At 66.6% G+C, this 16,967-nt stretch carries 14 protein-coding genes; 8 read left to right on the top strand and 6 right to left on the bottom strand.

Going from position 1 to position 16,967, the window contains the following annotated elements; genetic code table 11:
* Nucleotides 1–2: 2 nt before the first annotated feature.
* Complete coding sequence (locus ACQR0W_RS17160) at nucleotides 3–815, bottom strand: DUF1295 domain-containing protein (protein WP_316186668.1); 813 nt, start codon at nucleotides 813–815, stop codon at nucleotides 3–5.
* Nucleotides 816–995: 180 nt separating this feature from the next.
* Between ACQR0W_RS17160 and ACQR0W_RS17155 the strand changes: the two genes are divergently transcribed.
* The 3 genes from ACQR0W_RS17155 to ACQR0W_RS17145 are packed head-to-tail and all read left to right on the top strand — an operon-like array spanning nucleotide 996 to nucleotide 3,535.
* Nucleotides 996–1,985 carry a flagellar motor protein MotA gene (locus ACQR0W_RS17155; RefSeq protein ID WP_315826018.1) on the top strand — a complete coding sequence of 330 codons (990 nt, stop codon included), beginning with the start codon at nucleotides 996–998 and terminating at the stop codon, nucleotides 1,983–1,985.
* A 42-nt stretch (nucleotides 1,986–2,027) separates the two neighbouring features.
* Entirely contained in the window at nucleotides 2,028–3,056 is a 1,029-nt protein-coding gene (locus tag ACQR0W_RS17150) for a peptidoglycan -binding protein (protein ID WP_315734445.1), read from the top strand.
* Nucleotides 3,053–3,535 carry a GNAT family N-acetyltransferase gene (locus ACQR0W_RS17145; protein WP_315713895.1) on the top strand — a complete coding sequence of 161 codons (483 nt, stop codon included), beginning with the start codon at nucleotides 3,053–3,055 and terminating at the stop codon, nucleotides 3,533–3,535. The genes ACQR0W_RS17150 and ACQR0W_RS17145 overlap by 4 nt, the downstream gene beginning before the upstream one ends.
* A 227-nt stretch (nucleotides 3,536–3,762) precedes the next feature.
* Here ACQR0W_RS17145 and ACQR0W_RS17140 read toward each other — a convergent pair whose 3' ends face one another.
* The gene (locus tag ACQR0W_RS17140; protein ID WP_006614616.1) at nucleotides 3,763–3,963 is read right to left on the bottom strand and encodes a hypothetical protein; all 201 of its coding nucleotides are present in this window, start codon (nucleotides 3,961–3,963) and stop codon (nucleotides 3,763–3,765) included.
* 147 nt (nucleotides 3,964–4,110) lie between these two features.
* A complete protein-coding gene (locus ACQR0W_RS17135; protein ID WP_316169477.1) occupies nucleotides 4,111–5,967 on the bottom strand; it encodes an ABC transporter ATP-binding protein/permease in 1,857 nt (618 codons plus the stop codon).
* A 223-nt stretch (nucleotides 5,968–6,190) separates the two neighbouring features.
* On the opposite strand from ACQR0W_RS17135, the gene rpmE reads away from it, so the two are divergent.
* The gene (gene rpmE / locus ACQR0W_RS17130) at nucleotides 6,191–6,418 is read left to right on the top strand and encodes a 50S ribosomal protein L31 (protein WP_012046762.1); all 228 of its coding nucleotides are present in this window, start codon (nucleotides 6,191–6,193) and stop codon (nucleotides 6,416–6,418) included.
* Nucleotides 6,419–6,575: 157 nt separating this feature from the next.
* On the opposite strand, the gene ACQR0W_RS17125 is transcribed toward rpmE, so the two are convergent.
* Both ACQR0W_RS17125 and ACQR0W_RS17120 read right to left on the bottom strand, forming a co-directional pair.
* Nucleotides 6,576–7,088 (bottom strand): DUF1465 family protein, encoded by a 513-nt coding sequence (locus tag ACQR0W_RS17125; protein ID WP_315713893.1) that lies wholly within the window; start codon nucleotides 7,086–7,088, stop codon nucleotides 6,576–6,578.
* A 613-nt stretch (nucleotides 7,089–7,701) separates the two neighbouring features.
* Complete coding sequence (locus ACQR0W_RS17120; RefSeq protein WP_315713892.1) at nucleotides 7,702–7,893, bottom strand: DUF1192 domain-containing protein; 192 nt, start codon at nucleotides 7,891–7,893, stop codon at nucleotides 7,702–7,704.
* A gap of 87 nt (nucleotides 7,894–7,980) precedes the next feature.
* Between ACQR0W_RS17120 and ACQR0W_RS17115 the strand changes: the two genes are divergently transcribed.
* Both ACQR0W_RS17115 and ACQR0W_RS17110 read left to right on the top strand, forming a co-directional pair.
* Entirely contained in the window at nucleotides 7,981–8,979 is a 999-nt protein-coding gene (locus tag ACQR0W_RS17115) for an NAD(P)H-quinone oxidoreductase (RefSeq protein ID WP_316169478.1), read from the top strand.
* Between the two features lie 169 nt (nucleotides 8,980–9,148).
* Nucleotides 9,149–12,028, top strand: a complete 2,880-nt coding sequence (locus tag ACQR0W_RS17110; RefSeq protein ID WP_315713890.1) for an EAL domain-containing protein — start codon at nucleotides 9,149–9,151, stop codon at nucleotides 12,026–12,028.
* Nucleotides 12,029–12,191: 163 nt separating this feature from the next.
* Here the strand turns inward: ACQR0W_RS17110 and ACQR0W_RS17105 are convergent, their stop codons facing one another.
* On the bottom strand, nucleotides 12,192–12,671 hold the full coding sequence (locus tag ACQR0W_RS17105; RefSeq protein ID WP_315713889.1) for a MarR family winged helix-turn-helix transcriptional regulator: 480 nt from the start codon (nucleotides 12,669–12,671) through the stop codon (nucleotides 12,192–12,194).
* A gap of 288 nt (nucleotides 12,672–12,959) precedes the next feature.
* Here ACQR0W_RS17105 and ACQR0W_RS17100 point away from each other — a divergent pair, with 288 nt between their 5' ends.
* Entirely contained in the window at nucleotides 12,960–14,816 is a 1,857-nt protein-coding gene (locus ACQR0W_RS17100; protein ID WP_316186667.1) for a feruloyl-CoA synthase, read from the top strand.
* Between the two features lie 165 nt (nucleotides 14,817–14,981).
* Nucleotides 14,982–16,967, top strand: coding sequence for a cache domain-containing protein (locus ACQR0W_RS17095; RefSeq protein ID WP_315713887.1), 1,986 nt, complete (start codon nucleotides 14,982–14,984; stop codon nucleotides 16,965–16,967).

Below are 16,967 nucleotides of genomic sequence, written 5' to 3'. Positions count from 1 at the left end.
CGTTACTTCGTAAAAGGATTTGGCGGCAGGGGAAAGAACGCGCTGGTGCGCGCCTGATAGGCCCGGTAGCGATCGCCGCGCGAGCGCAGCATCTGCTGTTCCAGCGGCGGGATGCCGGTGACGTGGACCAGGATCCAGTACATGAACAATGGCGCGAGCAGGCTGGCGAGGCCCCACGGATGGTCGAACGACAGCGCGATGACCGGATAGGACAGCCAGCACACCCACTCGAAGAAATAGTTGGGATGGCGCGACCAGCGCCACAGGCCGACGTCGCACACCTTGCCCTTGTTGGCAGGATCGGCGCGGAACGCCTTGAGCTGAGCGTCGGCGACGCCCTCGCCGGCGATGCCTGCGAACAGCACGAGGATGCCGAGATAGTCCTGCAGCCGAAGCTCGGCGGCCGGCGCATGGGCGGCGACGAACATCGCGAACACCAGCGGGATCGAGCCCCAGGCCTGCTGCTGCAGGAACAGGAACATCTTTCGCGGTGCGGCCGCACCCCATTGCCGGGCATACTCCGCGTAGCGCGGATCGTCGGAGATGCCGCGGCTGCGCGCTGCGACATGGCCGCCGAGCCGCAGCGACCAGACCGCCACCAGCACCGCGACCAGCCACTGCCGCGCGTTGGGGGCGGCGCCGCCGGCGGGCCAGATCGCGCCGGCGGCGCCGACCAGCCCGACGGAAAATGTCCAGATCGTGTCGACCCAGCCGGAGTTGCCGGTGCGCTGCTGCACGACCCAGGCGAGCCCCATCAGCACCGACATCGCCACGGCCATCGCCAGCAGCGCCTGCAGATATTCAACGACGGTCATGACAAAGCCAGGGCGTTCCCGTTAGATATGAGCCACGGGACTAACTACGCCGCGGATGCCCGCCGGTTTCAGCCATAGTTCCGCGCAGGGACGGGATTGCGCTGATCGCGGCTTTTTTCCCGCTGCTGCTGTGCCATAGTGGATTTCAGGGACCGGTCCCCGCAACGGATGTCATCGACAATGCCTCAAGGCTCCCCTTCCCGCTCCGCGATGGATCTCGAACCGACCAAGCTGTCCACGCCCCGGATCTTCCTGGTGCGGATGCTGGTCTTCCTGGTGCTGTGCGCCCTGGTCGGTGTCGTGCTGTACAAGCAGATCATCCTGGCGTTCTTCGCCAATCCCGGCCTGAACGCGCTGATCGGGGCGGTACTGTTGATCGGCGTCATCCTGGCGTTCCGCCAGGTGGTCCGGCTCTATCCGGAAGTGTCCTGGGTCAACAATTTCCGCATCGCCGATCCCGGCCTGGCGGTGCCTCGCCACCCGGTCCTGCTGGCGCCGATGGCCGCGATCCTCGGCCGCGAGCGCTCGGGGCGAATGTCGATCTCGCAGCAGACCATGCGCCACCTGCTCGACTCGATCGCCACCCGGCTCGACGAGGCCCGCGACATCTCGCGCTACATGACCGGCCTCCTGGTGTTCCTGGGCCTGCTCGGCACGTTCTGGGGCCTGATCGAAACGGTCGGCTCGGTCGGCAAGGTGATCGAGGGGCTCAAGGTCGGTGGCGACGCCGGCGCGCTGTTCGATACGCTGAAGGGCGGCCTTGCCGCGCCGCTGGGCGGCATGGGCATCTCGTTCTCGTCCTCGCTGTTCGGCCTCGCCGGCTCGCTGATCCTCGGTTTCCTCGACCTGCAATCGAGCCAGGCGCAGAACCGCTTCTATACCGATCTGGAGGACTGGCTCGCTGGCACCGTGCGGGAATATGGCGGCAGCGGCGACACCGGTGCCGACCTCTCGGTTGCCATCGAGCGGCTGCGCACCGCGATGGAGGACGGCTCCAACCGCGGCGCCACCGCGGCGATGGCCAACCTCGCCGAGGCGATCCAGGGCCTGGTCGGGCACATGCGCACCGAGCAGCAGATGATCCGCGAATGGGCCGATGGCCAGGGCGAGCAGAACCGCGAGATCAAGCGGCTGCTGGAGCGGCTGGCGCGGCAGACCGAGAAGAGTTGAGCTGCTCGACCGGCCGGCCGAAGACGAACTAGGAGACGCTGAATGGCGCTTGCCCGTACCCGCCGTGGAGATTCCGGCCTCAACTACTGGCCGGGCTTCGTCGATGCGCTGTCGACGCTGGTGCTGTCGATCGTGTTCCTGCTGACCGTGTTCCTGGTGGTGCAGTTCTTCCTGTCGCAGGAGGTCACCGGCAAGGACAAGGCGCTGGAGCAGCTCAACGCCAAGATCGCGCAGCTCAACGAGATGCTGTCCCTGGAGAAGCTCGGCAAGCTCTCGCTGGACGACCAGGTTGCGCAACTGCGCGCCGGGCTCGCAAGCGCCGAAGCTGAGCGCGACCGCGTCAAGGGCCTCTATGACGGGCTCGCCAATGCCGGCAGCAATGCCGCCGGCCGCGCCAACGAGCTCAACCGGGCACTCGATTCCGAGAAGCAGGTCACGGCGCGGGCGCTGGCCCAGATCGAGGTGCTCAACCAGCAGATCAGCGCACTGCGCCGCCAGCTCGCCGCGCTCGAAGATGCGCTCGATGCCTCGGAGAAGCGCGACAAGGAATCGCAGAGCCGCATCGCCGATCTCGGCTCGCGCCTCAACGTCGCGCTGGCACAGCGGGTCCAGGAGCTGACCCGGTACCGCTCGGAGTTCTTCGGCCGGCTGCGCGCCATCCTCGGCAACCGTCCCGACATTCGCGTCGTCGGCGACCGCTTCGTGTTCCAGTCCGAGGTTTTCTTCGACACGGGGCAAGCCACCCTGCTGCCCGAGGGCCAGCAGGAGCTGAACTCGGTGGCGACGGCGCTGGTCGATCTCGACAAGCAGATCCCCGCTGAGATCTCCTGGGTGCTGCGGGTCGACGGCCACACCGACGTTCGTCCGATCAACAGCCCGGTGTTCAAGTCGAACTGGGAGTTGTCCTCGGCGCGCGCCATCTCGGTGGTGCAGTATCTGATCTCGCTCGGCGTCCCTGCGCAGCGCCTGGTCGCGGCGGGCTTCGCCGAATTCCAGCCGCTCGACCCCGCGAACACAGAGGACGCCTTCCGCCGCAACCGGCGTATCGAGCTGAAGCTGACGGAGCGGTGACGTCGAGCTCCACCCTGCGCCCCTATCGCGCCGACGACGAGGACGCGGCAATCGCGCTGTGGCAGGAGACGTGGCAGCTCGCCTATCCCGCGATCGACTTCGCTGCGCGGGTGCCGTGGTGGCGCGAACGCTGGCGCAGCGAGCTGGTGCCGAAGGCCGATGTGATCGTGGCCGAGGCGGAGGGCGTGCTCGCCGGGTTCGTCACGATCGATGCGACGGGCTATCTCGACCAGCTGGTCGTCTCGCCCGAGCATTGGGGCTCGCCGCTCGCTACTCAGTTGGTCGATGCAGCGAAGGAGCGATCACCTCACGGCATCACGCTGCTTGTGAACAAAGACAACGCGCGCGCGATCCGCTTCTACAAGCGCAACGGCTTCATTGAAGCCGGCGAGGACGTCAACCCGACCTCGGGCCGTCCCGTGCTGCGGATGGTGTGGATGCCAACACAATCTGTTGAATCCGAGATGGTGCCGCAATGACGCTGCGCTCCCTCTCCCCGTTCTTACGGGGAGAGTGTTGGGGTGAGGGGCAGCCACGCGCACCGACCGTGCGGAGAGCCCCCCTCACCCGGATTGCATCTGACGATGCAATCCGACCTCTCCCCGCACGCGGGGCGAGGTGCACCGAGCGCGCCGCGATTTCTATTCACACAATTGCTGGCGCAGGGAGCTAACGACTTCTCTGCTCGACCCGTTTCGTATTGTCCTCAAACGCCGCGAAACAGCACACCGATCGTCAGCACCACGAACGCGATCGCCAGCGCGTCGAAGGCGTGGGCGGCCGACAGCAGCGGCACCGAGGCGTGCATGTAGTGCGCGAGCATCGCGACGAGGGCGAGCACCAGCGCAATTGCGAAGATGACGAACGAGGGCGGCGTGAGGGCAAAACTGCCACGACGATAAGGCATGTCCGTTGCTCCTGTTGGGACCCGGCACGCCTGCTACGAGCGGCGCGCCATCTGTTCCGGCAGGGAACGTACAAGGCGGGAGAAAGGTTGCAGGGTCGGGAACGAGAATTCCGAGGGTGTTGCCGGCCGTCCACGGTGTTGCAGGAACTACACGCCCTCGAACTGCAGCCGGGCCAGCCGCGCATAGAGGCCGTTGGCCGCAACCAGCGACGTGTGGGTGCCCTGCTCGACGATGCGGCCGCGATCCATGACCAGGATGCGGTCGCAGGACAGCACCGTCGCGAGGCGATGCGCGATCACCAGGGTGGTACGGTCCTTCATCAGCCCCTCGAGCGCGGTCTGCACCAGCGTCTCGCTCTCGGCGTCGAGCGCCGAGGTCGCCTCGTCGAGCAGCAGCAGCGGCGCATCGCGCAGGATGGCGCGCGCGATGGCGATGCGCTGGCGCTGGCCGCCCGAGAGCGTGACGCCGCGCTCGCCGAGCGAGGTGTCGAAGCCGTCCGGCAAGCGGCGGATGAATTCGCTGGCATGAGCGAGATCGGCGGCGCGCTCGACCTCGGCGTCGGTCGCCTCCGGCCGGCCGAAGCGGATGTTCTCGCGCGCACTGGCGGCGAACACCACGGATTCCTGCGGCACCAGCGCGATGCGCTCGCGCATCCTGCGCGGGTCGGCCGCGCGCACCGGCACACCGTCGAACGAGATCGAGCCGGAGGCGGGATCGTAGAAGCGCAGCAGAAGATGGAACAGCGTGCTCTTGCCGGCGCCGGAGGGGCCGACGATCGCGACCTTCTCACCGGCGCGGATCGCAAACGAGACATCATCGAGGACGCGGACATCGGGGCGACCCGGATAGGCGAAGCTGACCCGCTCGAAGCCGAGGTCGCCACGCGCCGGCTCCGGCATCGGGCGCGGCTGCGCGGGCGCCGTGATTTCCGGCTGCACGTGCAACAGCTCGAACAGCCGCTCGGCGGCGCCGGACGCCGCCGACACTTCGCCCCAGACCTCCGAGAGCTGGCCGAGCCCGGCGGCCGCGAAGGCCGCGTAGAGCACGAACTGACCGAGCCGTCCGGCGCTGATCGCACCGGTCAGCACGTCGTGGGAGCCGACCCAGAGGATCGCGACGACGCTGGAGAACACGATGAAGATGATGATCGCGGTGAGCACGCCGCGCGCCTGGGTCGAGACCCGCGCCGCCTCGTAGGCCTGCTCGACCTCGCCGCCGAAACGCGCCGCCGCGAGCCTCTCGCTGGTATAGGCCTGCACCGTCCTGATCGAGCCGATCAGCTCGGACGCATAGGCCGAGGCGTCGGCGAGCGTGTCCTGGGCGTTGCGCGACAGCCGCCGGACCCAGCGCCCGAACGCCACCAGCGGCAGCACGATCAGCGGGATCGCCAGCAGCACGAAGCCGGACAGCTTCGGGCTCGTGATCACCATCATCGCGGTGGCGCCGATGAACAGCAGCAGATTGCGCAGCGCGATCGAAACGGAGGCGCCCGCCGCCGATTTGATCTGGGTGGTGTCGGCGGTGAGCCGCGACACCAGCTCGCCGGAGCGCGCGGAATCGAAGAACGACGGCGACAGCGACATCAGATGCGCGAACACGTCGCGCCGGAGATCGGCGACGATGCGCTCGCCGATCGTCATGACGAGGTAGTAGCGGGCCGCGCTTGCCAGCGCGAGCACCGCCACGACGGCGATCATGACGCTGAAATAGCTGTTGATCAGCTCGATGCCTTTCGGCGTGAAGCCGAAATCGATCATGCGGCGGACCGCGATCGGCACCAGAAGCGTGGTCAGGGCCGCGACCGTGAGCGCGATCAGCGCCAGCAGGGCGCGGCCGCGATAGCGCAGGACATAGGGAGACAGCGCCAGCAGCGGGCGCAGCTTCGAGCGCCGCACAGGGCTTGCCGGCTCGGCCAATGCCTCGACGGCCGCAACGGCATCTCCAACCGGATCCTGCCCTGGGGCAGCGCCCTGCCGCTCGTCAAGCCGTTCCACTGCGCTCATGGGCCACCTGAGAATTCTTCCAAATACCGATCTGCCGTCCTGATAGGCCCGCCGGGCCGGGCTTGGCAAATCCGGAAACGTACCAAGGTGTTCATCCGCGACCTTGGCTTGTTTTGGGCAGAACCTTGGGCTATAGAGCGCGCCAATTGTCCCCCTTCAGTGACGACAGGATCAGGCGCGGCCGCGTCGCATCATGTCTTCGCATCGTGCCGTAGGATCAGCCATGAAAGCCGACATTCACCCGAATTATCATACGATTACGGTCGTGATGACCGATGGCACCGAGTACCAGACCCGCTCGACCTGGGGCAAAGAGGGCGACAAGCTCAACCTCGACATCGACCCCAAGTCGCACCCGGCCTGGACCGGTGGCACCCAGCAGATCATGGATCGCGGCGGCCGTGTCTCGCGCTTCCAGAAGAAGTTCCAGGGCTTCCTCAAGAAGGATTGATGCCTTCTTGCCCTCGGCACCGGCCTTCCTGGCCTGCGCCTGATCGAGAGCTCACAGCAAAACGCCCCCGGAAACGGGGGCGTTTTGTTTCTGAGCTGGTCGCAACGAGACTTCGGCTGGGGGAGCGGCCCCGGCGGGGGCCGCCCGATGCCGGAGCCTACTGCTCGAACGCGGCCTTCAGCCGGTTGAGATGCGGCACCAGCGGATTGCCGATCGCGCTCTGGTCCGGCGGCGGGGAATGAATGGTCGAGTCGAGCCGGCGGACCCGCACCTGCAGGCTCATCGAGCGCGAGATCAGGCTCTGCAGCTGCTGCGGCAGCTTCTCCAGCAGATCATCCGGCCCGGGATCTGCGGCGGTGAGCTTGACCTTGGTCTTCTCGCGGTTGGCCTGGCTCAGGGTCATCTCGCCCTCCTTCACCGCGCGGTGCAGGAGCAGCCAGGACGCCAGTTGCATCAGGCGGGTGGTGAGACGCATGCTCTCGGTCGCGTAGGTCAGGCTGACGGCGCGGTCGAGCGCCTTGGCCTCGTTGCGGCCGTCGCCATCGAGATAGGCGGCGGTCTCCTCGACCAGATCCATGCCTTCCCGGAACAGCGCGCCGAATGCAGCAGAATTGGTGAGCCGCTCGTTGAACTGAACCAGAGCGCCATCGCCCAGCAAACGGTCCGACATGGTTAACGCCTCTTAAACGCGACTGTTTACGCAACCCGGCAACGTCGCCGGTATGATGAACAAATCATTGCGCGGCCGGTTTCGAGAGTCCAGCAGCAACGCCTTTTATGGTTTCCACGGCGTGGGCCATGCCGTGCCCTCGTACCATTTGCGACTGCAACACGGCCGATCGCGGCCGAGTCGCACGATCAGCTCAACTAGCAACCATGATCACGGCAATAGTTTGCAGTCGTCGAACGAGGATCGTCACGCCTGCCGCGGCGCACAGGATTCTCGCGCCTGACCTGCTGGCGACCGAAGACCGGCACGGGCGCAATGAGCCGGCACGACGTTCGTTCCACGATCGCCGCCTGCGCATGGGGGAGCGCGCCACGGGCGACCGCCCGGTTCGCCCGGCTCGGCGCGGGCGCAAAAAAAGAGCCGCCGTTTCCGGCGGCTTTGAAGTTGATAACAGGGAGGCGTCAAACAGAGTGGACAGGAGCCACTCGGTGTCCAAACGAGGACGGTTCCGGTTGTAAACGCGAAAGCTTAATCAACCGTAAATGGCGAAAATTTTTCAATCTTCGTTAGCCATGTCGGCCACTGGCCGACCGCGTTTCTACGGCCGCGAGGTTCACGACTTGAAGATGCTGGCGGCGGCATCACGCGAGGCGCGCTTTTTCGCCACCGCCTGCTCGATGCGCTCGATCTCGGCCCGGAGCAGCGCCACCCGGCTGGTCAACTCCTCGACCGACAGCATCGACAGATCCTGCCCGATCTCGTGCGAAACGGCCTTGCGCGGCCGATCGTCGTCCTCGTTCGCCATCTCACCCTCCTCCCGGTTGCCAGCCATGCCCCGGCTGGCTTAAGCACGCGGCAGCACCCGCTTTCAGCCCTCGCCGAAGGATTTCTCATGGAACAGCTGCCCGCGCAAATGACCGTGGTCGCCATCAGCCAGCCGGGCGGACCCGAGGTGCTCAAGCCGGAAACCCGGCCCGTGCCCAAGCCCGGCCCCGGCGAGATCCTGATCAAGGTGAAGGCCGCCGGCGTTAACCGTCCCGACGTCGCCCAGCGCTCCGGCAGCTATCCGCCGCCGCCCGGCGCCAGCGACCTGCCGGGGCTGGAAGTGGCCGGGGAGGTCGTGGCGCTCGGCGAGGGCGCCGTCCGGCACAAGCTCGGCGACACCGTGATGTCCCTGGTGGCCGGCGGCGGCTATGCGCAATACTGCATCGCACAAGATGCGCAGGCGATGGCGGTGCCGCCGGCGCTGTCCCTCCTGGAAGCCGGCGCCCTGCCCGAGACCCTGATGACGGTCTGGCACAACGTGTTCGAGCGCGGCGGCCTGAAGGCTGGCGAGACCCTGCTGGTGCATGGCGGCTCCTCCGGCATCGGCACCATGGCGATCCAGCTCGGCAAGGCATTCGGCGCCAAGGTGCTGGTCACCGTCGGCTCGCAGGACAAGGCCGACGCCTGCGTGAAGCTCGGCGCCGACCGCGCCATCAACTACAAGACGGAGGATTTCGTCGCCGCGGTCAAGGAAGCGACCGGCGGCAAGGGCGCCAACGTCATCCTCGACATGGTCGGCGGCGACTACATCGAGCGCAACTACGACGCCGCGGCCACCGATGGCCGCATCGTCCAGATCGCCTTCCTCGCCAGCCCCAAGGCGTCAGTCAATTTCGTCAAGCTGATGGTGAAGCGCCTGACCCATACCGGATCTACGCTGCGCCCGCGCAGCAACGCCGACAAGGCGGCGATGGTGGCGGCGATCGAGGCCAAGGTGATGCCGTTCCTGCGCGAGGGCCGCATCAAGCCATTGATGGACTCGACCTTTCCCCTCGCAGATGCAGCCAAAGCGCATGCACGCATGGAGACGAGCCAACATATTGGCAAAATTGTGTTGGAAATCTAGGCGCAGTCTAAACACAGCGTGTTTGGAAACTCTTTGATTCTCCTCGCTTTCGTGCCAATGATCGCGCACAGCTGAACCGTGCCTGGAACGGCTCCAATTAGCCCGGCGACGACCTCTTTCGATTTGGCTTGTTTCGCTTTGGATTGGTGTCGAACGCGGAGATTTGACATTGCGTCTGATCAGGTGCCTCGCGTCGTTGGCGGCGCTGGGCCTCGTGATGTGTGGTGCCGCTGCCCCCGCTCAGGCCGTTGACGCCGTCAGCGTTCGCAGCGACGCGCCTGCGATCGACCTCACGGGCATCCTCGATCATCAGCGCAGCGAGAACGACCGCATCCAGGTCTCGACCGCGCCCGGCACCGACGGCATCGTCCGCCGCATCGAGGTGCGGGCGCGCGAGGGCGGCCAGAACTGGATCGTGTTCGCACTGGCCAACAACACCGACGACCAGCTCGACCGCCTGATCGTGGCACCGCACTACCGCGTGGTCGGCTCCGGCGTGTTGTGGCCCGATCTCGGCCTGTCGCGCATCGCCACCATCACGCCCTCGGTCGGCGACCTGCCGGAGCGGCAGGAGAGTCCGACCGCCGACGTCTTCCGCGTCACCCTCGATCCGGGCTCGGTCGTCACCTTCGTGGCCGAGCTGCGCACGGACAAGCTGCCGCAGCTCTATCTGTGGGAGCCCGAGGCCTACAAGGACAAGGTCAACTCGTTCACGCTGTACCAGGGCATCGTGATCGGCATCTCCGGTCTTCTCGCCCTCGTTCTCACGATCCTGTTCGTGGTCAAGGGCAGTATCATGTTTCCGGCGGCCGCGGCGCTGGCCTGGGCGGTGCTGGTCTATATCGGCGTCGATTTCGGCTTCTGGGGCAAGGTCCTGGACATGTCGAACAATGCCGAGCGCGTCTGGCGCGCGGCGGGCGAGGCGATCCTCGCCGCGACACTGCTGGTGTTCCTGTTCGCCTATCTCAATTTGTCGCGCTGGCACGTTCGCTACTCGCACATCACGCTGGGCTGGCTGTTCTTCCTGGGCTCGCTGGTCGCGGTGGCGCTGTTCGACCCGGCGGTGGCCTCGGGCATCGCGCGCATGTCGTTGCTCTTGATCGCCGTGCTGGGCTTTGCGCTGATCGTCTATCTCTCCAGCCACGGCTTCGACCGCGCGGTGCTGCTGATCCCGACCTGGTTCCTGCTCACGGTGTGGGTCGCCGCCGCCGGCATGACGGTCGCGGGCCAGGTCACCAACGACATCGTCGGCCCGGCGCTGCTCGGCGGCCTCGTGCTGATCGTGATGCTGATCGGCTTTACGGTGATGCAGCACGCCTTCGCCGGCGGCGGCGCCACCACCGGCATCGTCTCCGACGTCGAGCGCCGCGCGCTGGCGCTCGCCGGCTCCGGCGACCTGATCTGGGACTGGGACGTCTCCGCCGACAAGGTGTTCACCAGCCCGGAGACCGAGAGCCTGCTCGGCCTCAAGCGCGGCACGCTCGAAGGCCCGGCCGCGAAATGGCTCGAGGTGCTGCATCCGCTCGATCAGGACCGCTTCCGCGCCGCGCTCGACAGTGTCCTCGACCAGCGCCGCGGCCGCCTGGTGCAGGACTTCCGGCTGCGCACGCCCGATGGCCATTTCATGTGGTTCGCACTGAAGGCGCGCCCCGTGGTCGGCTCCGACGGCGAGGTCTCGCGCGTGGTCGGCACCTTGACGGACGTGACCGAGTTCAAGAATGCCGAGGAGCGCCTGCTCCACGACAGCGTGCACGACAATCTGACCGGCCTGCCCAACCGCAAGCTGTTCATCGACCGTCTTGCCGCCGTCGCCAATTTCGCCAAGTCGATGCCGGCCATGCGGCCGACCCTGATGGTGATCGATCTCGACCGCTTCAAGCAGGTCAACGACTCCGTCGGCATCGCGGTCGGCGATTCCATCCTGCTGACCCTGGCGCGGCGGCTGTCGCGCATCCTCAAACCCCAGGACACGCTGGCGCGGCTGGCCGGCGATCAGTTCGGCCTGATCCTGCTGTCCGAGCAGGACCCCGCCCGCATCACCGCTTTCGCCGAGACCATCCGCAAGACCATCCGCGCGCCGATCGCCTTCAACGAGCGCGAGATCTTCCTGACCGCCTCGATCGGCCTCGCTTTGTCCGATCCGCAGACGCAACTGTCGGAGGACATCATCAAGGATGCCGAGCTTGCGATGTATCATTCCAAGCGCATCGGCGGCGACCGCATCGACGTCTACAAGCCGGCGATGCGCGCGCGCAAGAACGACCGCCTGACCCTGGAGAGCGAGCTGCGCCGCTCGATCGAGCGCCAGGAGATCACCATCCTGTACCAGCCGATCGTGCGGCTGGAGGATCGCTCGATCGCCGGCTTCGAGGCGTTGGCACGCTGGGACCATCCGAAGCTCGGCCGGATGTCGCCGATCGAGTTCATCACCATCGCGGAAGAGATCGGCCTGATCGTCGATCTCGGCACCTTCGTGCTCGACCAGACGGCGCGGCAGCTCTCGGTGTGGCAGCGCGCGACACGGCTGCGCGAGCCGATCTTCGCCAGCGTCAACGTCTCCTCCCGCCAGCTCCTGCGCCACGACCTGATCCACGACATCCGCTCGGTGCTGGCGCGCTCTTCGGTGGCGCGCGGCTCGCTCAAGATCGAGCTGACGGAATCGCTAGTGATGGAAAACCCCGAGCACGCCGCGCAGATGCTGGCGCGCATCCGCGAGCTCGGCGTCGGCCTGTCGATCGACGATTTCGGCACCGGCCATTCCTCGCTGGCCTATCTGCAGCGCTTCCCGTTCGACACCTTGAAGATCGACCAGTCGTTCGTGCGCACCACCGCGCGCGGCACCCGTCCCGTCATCCTCAAATCGATCATCGCGCTGGCGCACGACCTCGGCATGGACGTGGTGGCGGAAGGCGCGGAGACCGACTCCGATGCCGTCGAGCTCTATCAGCTCGGCTGCGAATACGCCCAGGGCTACGCCTTCGGCGAGCCGATGGACGCCGACGCCGCGATGCGGCTTCTCACGGAAGAGCGGCTGGAAGCGGCGAGCTGAGGCTGCAATGCATCCAGGACGGCAACAGCCTCAGGATGCATCTTTCATTTTGCTTCGTTTGAGGTAGATTTACCGCGGTACCGCGTAAAGGGTGCCGTGTGAGTGATGACCGATGCGTGCTTGCGGGGCAGAAGGCTCGCGACATGGCCCGTTCGCGACGAGCCTAGTCCGTCTCGAACTGCGACAGCGCCGTGAGCGCGCGGCGATAATTGTCGCCCCCGAGCCGGCGTGCCACCCGCTTCTCGTGCGCGGCGACCAGTGCATTGGCCTTCTTGAGCATCAGGCGGCCACGCGGCGTCAGGCCGAGCGCATGGGCCCTGCGGTCGTGCTCGGAGCGCTCGCGCACGATCAGGCCGGCCTGCTGCAGGTCGTCGAGCAGCGCGACCATGCGCGCGCGCTCGATGCCCAGCGCGCCGGCGATCGCGATCTGCGCGGCGCCGGGATTGGCCGCGATCGTCTCCAGGATCGAATAGAGGATGACGTCGAGGTCGATCGTCGCGAGCGCGGCGTTGACGTCGCGGAAAATCCAGTGCTGCAGGCGGCGGACGAAATAGCCGAGATGGTTCTCGAGCTCACCGAGACCGATCCCGGAATCCTGGCTGGTTGCGTCTCGCTGCGCTCCGGTGCTCGCGCTCTTCGGCATGCTGGCTCGCTGACATGAGGCATCCCTGCCTAGACCGATGCCGTCGCAGGGGCAAGCCGCTCCAATCGGTCACATCCACAATAATTGCAAAGTACAACCATTCTGTTAGTCTCGCGGTCAACGAATACAACATGGGAGGGAAACGCATGCCGTCATCGATGGCGACGGTTGCCTGCACTGCAACCGCAATGCGGCAGCGCATTGCACCCGATCGCGGCGCCCGCCGCGCTGCGTGTTCCTCCCGCACTGCAGCTTCAGCGATCACCTCCCGCAGCCCGGAGACACGCCATGGCTGATGCAGAACGCCGCGCCTCCGAGCCTGCGATGTTCGCCAAGCCGTCGATCGAGGCTGTCAGGCGCAACGACGGCGCGATCATCCTGCGCTCGCGCATGCCGCTGCAGCCGGCCGCGCGCTGCACCGGCGAATGGCTGGAGCATTGGGGCCGCCATTTCCCGGATCGCACGTTCCTGGCCGAACGTCGTGGCGACAACTGGACCTGGCTCACCTACGGCGAAACATTGATGCAGGTCCGCGCCGCCGCGGCCTGGATGCTCGCGCAGGGCCTCGGTCCCGAGCGTCCGCTGGCGATCCTCTCCGACAACAGCATCGCCCATGCCGTGCTGGCGCTCGCCGCGCAGCACGTCGGCATCCCCGTCTGCGCGATCTCCCCGGCCTATTCGCTGATGTCGACGGACCACGAGAAGCTGCGTGCGATGATCCGTCTGCTCGATCCCGGCGCCATCTTCGTCGCCCAGCGCGAGCCGTTCGCGCGCGCGCTCGCCGCCGTCGACGGCCTGCATCGGGCGACGGTCATCGCCGGCGACGGCGATGCAACGAGCGCGCTGTCGCTGCAGGCCCTGCTCGCGACAAAGCCCGGGCCGGAGGTCGACCGCGCCTTCGCCGCGGTCACGCCGGACACGGTGGCCAAGCTGCTGTTCACCTCCGGCTCGACCGGGCAGCCGAAAGCGGTGATCAACACGCACCGGATGCTGACCATGAGCCAGCAGGCCAAGGCGCAGTTGTGGACGTTCCTGCGCGAGGTCGAGGGCGGCCCCGTCATCGTCGACTGGCTGCCATGGAGTCACACCTTCGGCGCCAACCACAATTTCAACCTGGTGCTGAGCCACGGCGGATCGATCTACATCGACGGCGGCAAGCCTGCGCCGGGCCTGTTCGAGACGTCGCTCGCCAATCTACGCAGCCTGGTGCCGACGATCTATTTCAACGTGCCGCGCGGCTTCGACATGCTGGTCGCGGCACTCAGGTCCGACGACGATCTGCGCCGCAGATTTTTCTCCGGCGTCAGGTGCATCCTCTATGCGGCCGCGGCCTTGCCGCAAAATCTGTGGGATGCGCTCAACGAGATGAGCCGGGCCACGATCGGCCGCCCTGCACCGCTGGTGTCGGCGTGGGGCGCCACCGAGACATCGCCGCTCGCGACCGACTGCCACTTCTTCGCCGAGCGCGCCGGCAACATCGGCGTGCCCATCCCCGGCACAGAGCTCAAGCTGGTGCCGACCGGCGAGAAGCTCGAGGTGCGCGTGCGCGGGCCGAACGTGATGCCGGGCTATTGGAAGGCGCCCGAACTCACGGCCGCGGCTTTCGACGAGGAGGGCTTCTACAAGATCGGCGACGCCGTGAAGCTTGCAGATCCCGAGCATCCGGAGCGCGGCCTGTTCTTCGACGGCCGCATCACCGAGGATTTCAAGCTCAGCTCCGGGACATGGGTGAACGTCGGCGCGCTGCGCGTCGCCGGCATCGCGGCGCTGGCGCCGTTGGCGCAGGACATCGTGATCGCCGGCCACGGCACCGACGAGGTGCACTTTCTCATCGTGCCCAACATCGCAGCGTGCCGCGGCGCTGCCGGGATGACCGAGGCCGTCCCGGCCGGCGACGTTCTGGCGCATCCATCGGTGCGCACCGCCATCGCGCGAGGATTGGCCAGGCTCCGCACCGAGGCGGTCGGCTCGTCGCGCTATGCGACCCGTGCGCTGTTGATGGCGGAGCCGCCCTTGCTCGATGCCGGCGAGATCACTGACAAGGGCTATATCAACCAGCGCGCAGTGCTCACCCGCCGCGCCGATCTGGTCGCACGACTGAAGGATGAAAACGCGACCGAGCTGATCAGGCCCGACATGTCCTGACCCAGAACTACGCAACTACTCAACTCACTCACAAGACGGCGCTCGTATTACTACGGGAATGCCTCGCGAGTGCGGCAATTGGTTACCATCCACACTTAACCGGGCATCAACTGCGAATCCTTAAAATCACTCGCATCTAGCTCCCTCATTTGCCCGGACCGCCCCATGGCTCAGCCGCGTTTCTCTCTCGCTTTCCGCATCTACGCGATCATCGGCCTGTCGTTCTGTGGACTGGTGGGGCTCGCCGCAACGCAGAGCCAGAACCTCGAGACCGCTCTCAAGGATCAGCGGCAGAGCGAGCTGAGCCATCTGGCGCAGACGGCGGTCAGCATCGCCCGCGAGGAATATGACGCGATCGCGCGCGACAAGGTGGCGCCCGAGGTCGCGCAGAAGAAGGCGGCCGAGCGGATCGGCAAGCTGCGCTACGGCAGCGGTGACTACTTCTGGATCAACGACATGGGTCCGAAGATGGTCATGCATCCGATCAAGCCGGAGCTGAATGGTCAGAACCTCGCTGACAACAAGGACCCGACCGGAAAGCGGCTGTTCGTCGAAATGGTCGACGTCGTCAAGCGCCAGGGCGCCGGCGTCGTCGACTACATGTGGCCGAAGCCCGGCAAGGATGCGCCACAGCCGAAGATGTCCTATGTCGCCGGCTTCGAGCCCTGGGGCTGGATCATCGGCACCGGTGTCTATGTCGATGATCTCGAAGCCCAGATGTGGGAGAGCAAGCGCAGCGTGTTCATTGCCGCCATGCTGGTGATGCTGATCATCGGGTCGATCACGCTGATCATCGCGCGGCGGATGTCGTCGGCGCTGGCCGCGATGAGCGGCGCGCTGACCGAGCTCGGCAATGGAAACTTCGACATCAAACTGCCGGGCCAGAACCGCAGCGACGAGCTCGGCGACATGGCGCGCTCGATCGAGCAGTTCAGGCAGAAGACCGAGGAGAAGGCGCGGCAGACCGCGATGCTCGAAGACGAGCAGCGGCAGGTCGCAGAGCGCATCAAGACCAAGGCGCTGCAGGAGATGGCCGAAGCCGTCGAGCAGGCCGCCAGCAGCGCGGTCGGCGAGGTCGCGCAGGGAACCGGCCACATGGCCGACAATGCCAAGTCGATGACCGACAGTGCGCTGACGCTGGAGCGCAACTCGAGCAGCGTTGCGGCGGCGGCCGAGCAGGCCCTCGCCACCACCCAGACGGTCGCCAAGGCGTCGGCCCAGCTCGCCGCCTCGATCTCGCAGATCTCCAGCCAGGTCAGCTCGTCGCGCGAGCTCACGCGCAAGGCCGTTGCCGCCTCGTCCGACGCCCAGGCCACCATCGCGAAGCTGTCGGAAGCCGCCGACAAGGTCGGCGCCGTGACCAGCCTGATCAGCGAGATTGCCGGCCAGACCAACCTGCTGGCGCTGAACGCCACCATCGAGGCCGCCCGGGCCGGCGATGCAGGCCGCGGCTTTGCGGTCGTCGCCTCCGAGGTGAAATCGCTCGCCGAGCAGACCGCCAAGGCGACCAGCGAGATCGCGCAGCAGATTGCCGAGATTCAGGACTCGACCCGCGCCTCGGTCACCTCGATCGGGGCGATCGGCGAAGTCATCCGCAACGTCGAAGCCGTATCCTCCGGCATTGCCGATGCGATCCAGGCGCAGAACAGCGTGACCATCGAGATTTCGCGCACGGTCGAGGAGACGTCCGCCGCCGCGCGCGAGGTCGCCAGCCAGATCGCCGAGGTCTCTCGCGAAGCCAGCGAGGCCGGCCGGCGCTCGACCGACATCCGCGACGGCTCGACTGTTGTCGCCGACAAGGTGCAGCGGCTGCGCACCGAACTGGTGCGGGTGATCCGGACGTCGACTGCCGACGTCGATCGCCGGCTGTCGACGCGGCTCAACATCAACCGCCCGGGCACGCTGCAGGTGAACGGCGAAGCGATCCCTGTCACCGTGCGCAACCTCTCGCTCGGCGGCGCCCTGCTCGAAGCCGTTCCGGTTCGTCTGACGATGAACACGTCGGTGACGCTTGCCATCACCGGCATGGTGTCCGATCTGCCGGGGACCGTGACCCGCGTCGGCGACCGCACCGCGTTGGTCCAGTTCGCACTGACCCCGGAGCAATCGGCGCGGCTGACGGCGCTGGTCTCGGACCGTCAGGCGGCGTAA

Source organism: Bradyrhizobium sp. HKCCYLRH1034 (genome assembly GCF_051168375.1).
Classification (GTDB): Bacteria; Pseudomonadota; Alphaproteobacteria; order Rhizobiales; family Xanthobacteraceae; genus Bradyrhizobium.
Note: the sequence above shows the minus strand (reverse complement) of the source record. Positions and strands in the feature narration are given on the sequence as shown.

What these genes read in the sequence shown, in the direction of transcription:
- ACQR0W_RS17160 (WP_316186668.1), bottom strand. Translation starts at nt 815, where the DNA reads ATGACCGTCGTTGAATATCTGCAGGCGCTGCTGGCGATGGCCGTGGCG.
- ACQR0W_RS17155 (WP_315826018.1), top strand. Translation starts at nt 996, where the DNA reads ATGCCTCAAGGCTCCCCTTCCCGCTCCGCGATGGATCTCGAACCGACC.
- ACQR0W_RS17150 (WP_315734445.1), top strand. Translation starts at nt 2,028, where the DNA reads ATGGCGCTTGCCCGTACCCGCCGTGGAGATTCCGGCCTCAACTACTGG.
- ACQR0W_RS17140 (WP_006614616.1), bottom strand. Translation starts at nt 3,963, where the DNA reads ATGCCTTATCGTCGTGGCAGTTTTGCCCTCACGCCGCCCTCGTTCGTC.
- ACQR0W_RS17135 (WP_316169477.1), bottom strand. Translation starts at nt 5,967, where the DNA reads ATGAGCGCAGTGGAACGGCTTGACGAGCGGCAGGGCGCTGCCCCAGGG.
- rpmE (WP_012046762.1), top strand. Translation starts at nt 6,191, where the DNA reads ATGAAAGCCGACATTCACCCGAATTATCATACGATTACGGTCGTGATG.
- ACQR0W_RS17125 (WP_315713893.1), bottom strand. Translation starts at nt 7,088, where the DNA reads ATGTCGGACCGTTTGCTGGGCGATGGCGCTCTGGTTCAGTTCAACGAG.
- ACQR0W_RS17120 (WP_315713892.1), bottom strand. Translation starts at nt 7,893, where the DNA reads ATGGCGAACGAGGACGACGATCGGCCGCGCAAGGCCGTTTCGCACGAG.
- ACQR0W_RS17115 (WP_316169478.1), top strand. Translation starts at nt 7,981, where the DNA reads ATGGAACAGCTGCCCGCGCAAATGACCGTGGTCGCCATCAGCCAGCCG.
- ACQR0W_RS17105 (WP_315713889.1), bottom strand. Translation starts at nt 12,671, where the DNA reads ATGCCGAAGAGCGCGAGCACCGGAGCGCAGCGAGACGCAACCAGCCAG.
- ACQR0W_RS17100 (WP_316186667.1), top strand. Translation starts at nt 12,960, where the DNA reads ATGGCTGATGCAGAACGCCGCGCCTCCGAGCCTGCGATGTTCGCCAAG.
- ACQR0W_RS17095 (WP_315713887.1), top strand. Translation starts at nt 14,982, where the DNA reads ATGGCTCAGCCGCGTTTCTCTCTCGCTTTCCGCATCTACGCGATCATC.